Origin of the sequence: Trebonia sp., assembly GCF_030042015.1 — a bacterium.
Classification (GTDB): Bacteria; Actinomycetota; Actinomycetes; order Streptosporangiales; family Streptosporangiaceae; genus Trebonia.
In genome coordinates, this window is record NZ_JASIAL010000325.1 from 1 (window position 1) to 6,360 (window position 6,360).

The window sequence follows — 6,360 nt, forward strand, 5'->3', positions numbered from 1 at the left end:
CTAACGACCTTCAATGGCGGGGGTTACTGGTCTGGTCACCCGGCGTACGGTGCGCTATGCCGGAGGCATGAGGTATCCCGATGGCGGCGGGCTGACCGCGGCGGAGCGGGCCCGCCGGGAGCAGGTCCGGCTGGCTGCGGTGGAGATGATCGAGGCCGGGGCCAGCGACCGGGAGGTCGCGAAGCGGTTCCGGGTATCGCGGATGTCGGCGAACCGGTGGCGGCGGGCGCTTGCCGCGGGCGGGAAGGAGGCACTGGCCTCCAAGGGCGCGGGCGGGGCTAAGTGCAAGCTGACCGCGGCGCAGCTGGCCGGGCTGGAGGCGGTGCTGGACGCGGGTCCTGCCGCGTGCGGGTATGCCGATCAGTGCTGGACGCTGGCCCGGATCACGGACCAGGTCTGGCAGCGGTTCGGGGTGGAGTACACGCTGGCCGGGATGGACGTGCTGCTGCACCGGATCGGGTGGAGCGTGCAGGTGCCGGCCCGGCGGGCCGCCGAGCGGGATGAGGCGGCGGTCGCCGCGTGGCGGGAGGCGGCCTGGCCGGTGGTAAAAGGACGGCGGCGGACCTGGGCGCCTGGCTGGTCTTCGAGGACGAGTCCGGCCAGGGTTTAAGGCCGCCGAAAGGGCGTACCTGGGGCCGCCGCGGCGCCACCCCGGTGGTGACGGTGACCGGCGGGCACAACACGCGGGTGTCGCTGGCCGCGCTGATCGCCGTCAGGCCCGGCTGCCGGCCCCGGCTGATCTACCGCGTGCACCGCCGCCGGGCCGGCGAGAAGCGCAAGGGCTTCACCGAAACGGATTACGCCCGGCTGCTGGATGCCGCCCATCAGCAGCTCGGCGGGCCCGTCGTCCTGGTCTGGGATAACTTGAACACCCACGTCAGCCGCGTGATGACCGAGCTGATCGCTGCCCGGGACTGGCTGACGGTGTTCCGGCTCCCGGCCTATGCGCCCGAGCTCAACCCGGTGGAGACAGCATGGTCGGTCCTGAAAAGGTCCCTGGCCAACCTCGCCAAACGCGACATCAGCCAGCTCACCGCGCAGGTCAAGACCCGGCTAAGGCGGATGCAGTACCGGCCCGGCCTCCTCGAAGGCTTCCTCACCGGCACCAGGCTAGACTTCAGCCCCTTCTGTAACCTCCACAATTGAAGATCGTTAGCAGCGTGGGAATGATTTGAGCCGCTACAAGACACAAATTTTGGGCATCGGTCTGAGAGATCATTGGACCATGGTCTCAGATAGCAACCCGATACCGAAGCTGATCTGCCGGATGTCACCGATATTGCTCGTTCTTCTCATGGCGACTAATTAGTCGCCGTAGCCAGTCGCCTGGGTCCGCGTCCAGAAGGCGACCGCTAATAGCACGGTCGCGAACTGCACAATAGGCGTTGGTTGATCTGCTCGCCGCGGTCGGCGTGTTGGCCCGGCGTGCGGCGGGCGGGCCTTCCGAGGGAGAGCCCGGCGCTGACGCCGGGCCAGCAGCGGCGCCGCAGGGGCCGCGCTTGATCTAAGAAGGGCTCAATTCGGCAACACGGTTCGGTCCGACAGTTCGGTCCGACAGGCGCTGGCCGCCGACGGCGCTCGATCGCTACGCCCTAGATTGATCTTCCTTTGGGGAGCTTCACGCCTGGCGGCGGCGTTCGTGTCCAGGGGAATGCGGGCGGGACTGACCAGTCGCCAGCATCGCTGAAGTCGATGGTGCCGCCCGAAAACTGCGCATTGTCGAAGTCGACCCTGGCACCAGAGAACTGAGCGCCGTTGAAATTGACCATGCCACCCGAGAACTGCGCACCGAAAAAGTAGACCCCGCCGCCGGGAAACAGCGCACCGTAGAAGCTGACCTTGCCACCGGAAAACTCGGCACTGCGGAAGTAGACCTCACCGCCGGAGAACTCGGCACTGCCGAAGTAGACCTCGGCCCCAGAGAACTGGGCGTCGCCGAAGTACACCACGCCGTCAGAGAATTCGGTGAAGGCGAAGTTGACGTTTCCACCGGAGAAGTGGACACCGCTGAAGTAGACCTGGCTACCAGAGAACTGGGCGTAGCTGAAGTCAACCGTGCCACTGGAGAATTGGGCGCCGCTGAAATCGACCTCGCCGCCAGAGAATTGGGCGAAGCTGAAATCACCGCCGTCAAAGACAACGCTCGTGAAGTCGAAGTCCAATCCCTTCCAGGACACCCTAGCGCGCTTTTGAAGGTGTGCGGCGATTACCCGGATGACCGTGTGGCGGGCTTGTCGGATAGCCCGGAATGCTAGTCGTTGCGGCTCGGAAGCGTCCTCACCAGGATCAGGCTCGTATGGCATCCGCAGGTAGGCGCATAGCACATCAACGCAGGTCTGGCGATTTTCCACCCAGTCATCAGCTAGGCCCGCCATGGCGTACACCCCAGCTAGCCGTACAGTTGCCTTATCACTGCCCAGTTGCTCCGCCGCCGTGGCGAACCGCTCGTTCAAGGTCCGAGTCCGCTGCTCCGTGAGAGTCCTGTCCAACTGATCGCTCTGGGCCGTCAATGTCTTGTCCAGCTGTTTACGCTGCTCTTCGAACGCCTCCTTGGTGTCTCGCTTGGTCGCACGGCGCCCGAAATACTGCGCAGCCAGGGTTCCGATCAGGGTAAGGAAGCTGACGCCCGCTGCGATGATCGCCGCGGTGACCTCAGGGCTCATGAGCGCAAGCTATTACAAAGCGCCGCGCCAGCTCATGGCAGGACGCCGAATCGTTCGGCGAGGTCGCGGAGTTCGGGTCGTGGTCTCAGTCCGGAGAGTTGGAGCAGTTCGCGGGTGACGGCGCGGCCGACGTAGTGGACGCGGGTTTCTTCGGGTGCGATGCGCTCGGCTTCCTGCAGGGCGTGCAGGGCTTCGCCGATCTGCCGTCGCATGGCGTGGGCCTGGGCGAGGTCGAGCAGGTACCGGGCCTGCCGTTCGGGTGACAGGCTGGCGGGGTTGACCTGCTGGCCTAGCTCGATGGCCTGCCCGGCGTCGCCGAGTTCGACGGCGATGCTGACGGCGTGGATGGCGACGTTGGTGGGGCCGAATTCGGTGCCGTAGTCGTCGCGGTCCTGGCCGAGCTGTCCGGCGATCGTGCGGGCGGTCTCTAGGTGCTCGCGGGCCTGGCTGCGCCTGTTATCGCGGGACGCCGCGACGGCCAGGACCAGGTGCAGCGCCCCGTACAGGGACAGCACCCCGGGTTCAGCCTGGCTGGTGATCATCGGTTCCAGCGCGCTGGCGGTGCTGGCCGCGATGTGGTGGGCCTGGTCGCCCCGCCCCACGGCCAGGAACACGTGCGCCATCCGGAACATGGCCGCCGCGACCGCCAGCGGTGACCCGGCTTCTTCGGCGCAGAATCCGGCCCGGTCGGCGGCGATCCAGGCCGCGTCTGCCTCGCCGATCTTGACCATCATGGCGGCGGTGGCCTGGTAGGTGTCGGCGAGCAGGTCGCGTGCCTCGTTCCGGACTTGGTCGTCGTCCGCGGTGCGGGTAGCGGTCTCCAGGCCCGGGATCAGCGCGGCCAGCAGCGGTGCCAGCTCGGCGTACCGGCTGGCGTGCACGAGCTCCCAGACGTCGGCGTGCTGGCGGCGCAGCGCTTCCATCTGCTTTGCCGGTGCGGGAAGTTTCGCCGTGCCCAGTACTGATCCGATGGCCGGGTGACCGGTGAGAGCAAGCCGGATAATGTCGAACGCGTCGGGCCGTTCGTCCGGGCCCGCTTCCTCGTCGTCGCCGCGAAGCTCGGCCACTGACACGCTGAGCACGTCGGCGACTTTCTGCAGGACTGACATCCGGTCCACGGGCCGGACGCCGCGCTCGACCTGGGACACCCAGCTTTCTGACCGGCCGACAAGTCCGGCGAACGGGCTGCAACGCACCTGGGAGAAGTCGCTAGCCGATCGCGCGGCGATCGCGCCACGATCGGCCGTGCCGCTCCTTGATGACCTGCTGGCCAACTGTCGGAAATCGCCTGGCGCAGATGCTTACTCCCAAAACGCTCTGCATCGAGCCGGAGGCCGCCAACCTCCGCTTTCGTAAGGTGAGCTAAGGGGTTTGCGCAGTCGGTGAAGGAATTGCTGGGCCGCGGGTATGCGTCACCAAAGACCTGGAATGTTGTGCTGGAGTAGAAGAGGCGGACGACTTCGGCCAGACCGCGTAGACAGCTGCACTTGCGGCGATGATGGCAATAACTATCGAGACGACGGTAAGCCATATGACGCGGCGCTGAAGCCGGAGATTAGCGCTCGCGCTGGCTAGGTCGGCATTCGTGCTAAGGATCTCCCGGAGATCTTTCTCCATTTGAACAACCCGTTTGCCTGTAGCGACTTGGGAGGTTTTCCATAGACCGATTAGGGAGGGGTTGGGCGCTGGTGTCCTTGGCCCAGGGTGATGGACTACCTCCGAGAAATCTGGCACGTTAGAATCCAATATCGGATTGCCTGGACCCTGCGTGATGTCGTTGGCAACTATTCTACTGTCGAGACCGGCCCGTAGAAGCTGTCGCTGCACCTGTTCCAGTGCCTTTGGTGATTTGTCGCGGCCTGCACGGTCAGCTGCATCCAAGATGCCTATCGTCTGCTCCTCGAGTTCGCCGAACAATGCGGGTACGCTCCAGCTCGTGACTAGAAATGGAATCGATACGTCAAGCCAATACAGACTTCCATTCAATCTGTCGCGTTCATTATCAGAATTATTCGGATCGACTAGATCGCCTTGGCGTGCCGCGAGCATGAGGAAATGACGCTGATCACCCCGAGTGACTAGGTTAAGTCGCAGATTGGGGGCGCTCTTCGCTTGCCAATACCCGTACCAATGGTCGATATCGAGGACGTCTGCCCAGTTGAGTCTTGCGGAACGGGCCTGTTTCTGCCAGGGGATATAGTCCTTCGTGAGCAGTAGCCCAATGGTGGGTAGTTGATCGGAGGATATCCCACAGAAGAAACCAGGAAATTCATCTGCCATCCACTGGACGGCGTCGTTGCGTATTGCTGTGCGCCAGTCGTCTACCGCCTCTGCCTTCTGCTGGCCGACGTTCGGTGTGGTGAAAGTTTTCCCGTTGGCGCTCCGCCGCGCAAAGGTGGCGCGATCATGGTTCAGGATTTCCTCAAGTTGACGCTCGCGATCCTGATCCAGGCGGAAGGTCGCGGTCAGCACTGTTGTCGTCGACGTGAGCGTCATTACATGAAGATGGATATATCTGATCCCTGCCGGTACCTGTCCTTCCACAGAGGAGGCAAAGACTTTACGACCTTTGGGTGTCACGTATGTGATGGGGGTGAAACCGAACGTGCCCTGGCGGCGTGAAGAGAGCACCCAGTCGGCAAGGTCTTCCTTGTGAGTGGTGAGCGAGGACTGATCCATCCTTGCGGTCAGGTCGCGGATACCCGCCACCAGGTTATCGATGGTGGTGGGGGTGAACACCTCGGCCACCCAGAGTAGAGGCATCACCGCCTGCTCTTGAGGAGGTAGCCGGGTTGCCGCGTTGTCCTCAGGATCTTTCTGGGAGAAGAAGCGGACAGCCTCCTCCTCCCACTTCTTATGCCATCGCTCTTCTTTTCGGGTCTGAGCGATCTGCGCGATGCCCGGGAGACGTAGAAAGGGTTGGCGGATGCGCTGCCAACCCGTGAATGCGCCGTCTTCAGTCCCGTCCAAACCTTCAGCCTCGGGTGCTTCCGCCGACACGGCCGTGGGCGGAGAGCTGGCGTCCTTGCCCTGGTCGGCGTAAGACACGCCAGTCGAACCGTTTGATGCGGACTCCGCCGAGTCCGTGTCAGCGGATTGGCTCTTGTGGGGGCCGTCCCCTGATGTGTTCGCTCCCATCTCACTCCCAAAATCGGACATCGAACGAGGAACGGCCCCGGCTCTGTACTGAGCCGAGGCCGCTGACCTGCGCTTTCAGTGGGGTGAGCGATGGGACTTGAACCCACGACACCCAGGACCACAACCTGGTGCTCTGCCAGCTGAGCTACGCCCACCATCGGTGCCTGGCCGACCACGGCCAAGCATTACGCGCGCTGCCCGGACAGGGCACCGCGCGGCTGAGACGAGTATAGCGGCCCGCCAGCGCCCGCACGCACGGCTACTTCGCTGGCGGCACGTTTCCGTACTTGGCCGCGATCACCCGCGCGGCCGCCGAATCCGGCCCGGGCTGCGGCACGAACAGCGCCTCCCGGTAGTACCGGAGTTCCTGCACGCTCTCGGTGATGTCGGCGAGCGCCCGGTGCCCGCCGTGCTTGGCCGGCGAGGCGAAGTAGACCCGCGGGTACCAGCGGCGGGCCAGCTCCTTGATCGACGACACGTCGACCATCCGGTAGTGCAGGTAGGCGTCGAGCTCGGGCATGTCGCGGGCGATGAACCAGCGGTCGGTCGCGATCGAGTT

General features: G+C 64.3%; 6 protein-coding genes and 1 tRNA gene. 2 read left to right on the forward strand and 5 right to left on the reverse strand.

Features of this window, described 5'->3' with window-relative positions; translation table 11 throughout:
- Positions 1-67 precede the first annotated feature (67 nt).
- Positions 68-610: a winged helix-turn-helix domain-containing protein gene (locus Q1N79_RS17445; RefSeq protein ID WP_300610142.1), complete on the forward strand. Its 543-nt coding sequence runs from the start codon at positions 68-70 to the stop codon at positions 608-610.
- Positions 520-1,146, forward strand: a complete 627-nt coding sequence (locus tag Q1N79_RS17450; RefSeq protein WP_300610143.1) for a transposase — start codon at positions 520-522, stop codon at positions 1,144-1,146. The genes Q1N79_RS17445 and Q1N79_RS17450 overlap by 91 nt, the downstream gene beginning before the upstream one ends.
- A gap of 446 nt (positions 1,147-1,592) precedes the next feature.
- On the opposite strand, the gene Q1N79_RS17455 is transcribed toward Q1N79_RS17450, so the two are convergent.
- The 5 genes from Q1N79_RS17455 to orn all read right to left on the reverse strand — a co-directional run.
- Positions 1,593-2,663 carry a pentapeptide repeat-containing protein gene (locus Q1N79_RS17455; protein ID WP_300610145.1) on the reverse strand — a complete coding sequence of 357 codons (1,071 nt, stop codon included), beginning with the start codon at positions 2,661-2,663 and terminating at the stop codon, positions 1,593-1,595.
- A 32-nt stretch (positions 2,664-2,695) separates the two neighbouring features.
- Positions 2,696-3,811 (reverse strand): transcriptional regulator, encoded by a 1,116-nt coding sequence (locus Q1N79_RS17460; protein ID WP_367185087.1) that lies wholly within the window; start codon positions 3,809-3,811, stop codon positions 2,696-2,698.
- A gap of 214 nt (positions 3,812-4,025) precedes the next feature.
- Complete coding sequence (locus Q1N79_RS17465; protein WP_300610147.1) at positions 4,026-5,711, reverse strand: hypothetical protein; 1,686 nt, start codon at positions 5,709-5,711, stop codon at positions 4,026-4,028.
- A gap of 169 nt (positions 5,712-5,880) precedes the next feature.
- A tRNA-His gene (locus tag Q1N79_RS17470) sits at positions 5,881-5,956 on the reverse strand.
- A gap of 104 nt (positions 5,957-6,060) precedes the next feature.
- Positions 6,061-6,360: oligoribonuclease (orn, locus tag Q1N79_RS17475; protein WP_300610148.1), on the reverse strand; the 300-nt coding region annotated here is incomplete at its 5' end.

Bases quoted from the DNA above. Each gene is read 5' to 3' on its own strand.
- Q1N79_RS17455 (WP_300610145.1), bottom strand. From the start codon at position 2,663: ATGAGCCCTGAGGTCACCGCGGCGATCATCGCAGCGGGCGTCAGCTTC.
- Q1N79_RS17445 (WP_300610142.1), top strand. From the start codon at position 68: ATGAGGTATCCCGATGGCGGCGGGCTGACCGCGGCGGAGCGGGCCCGC.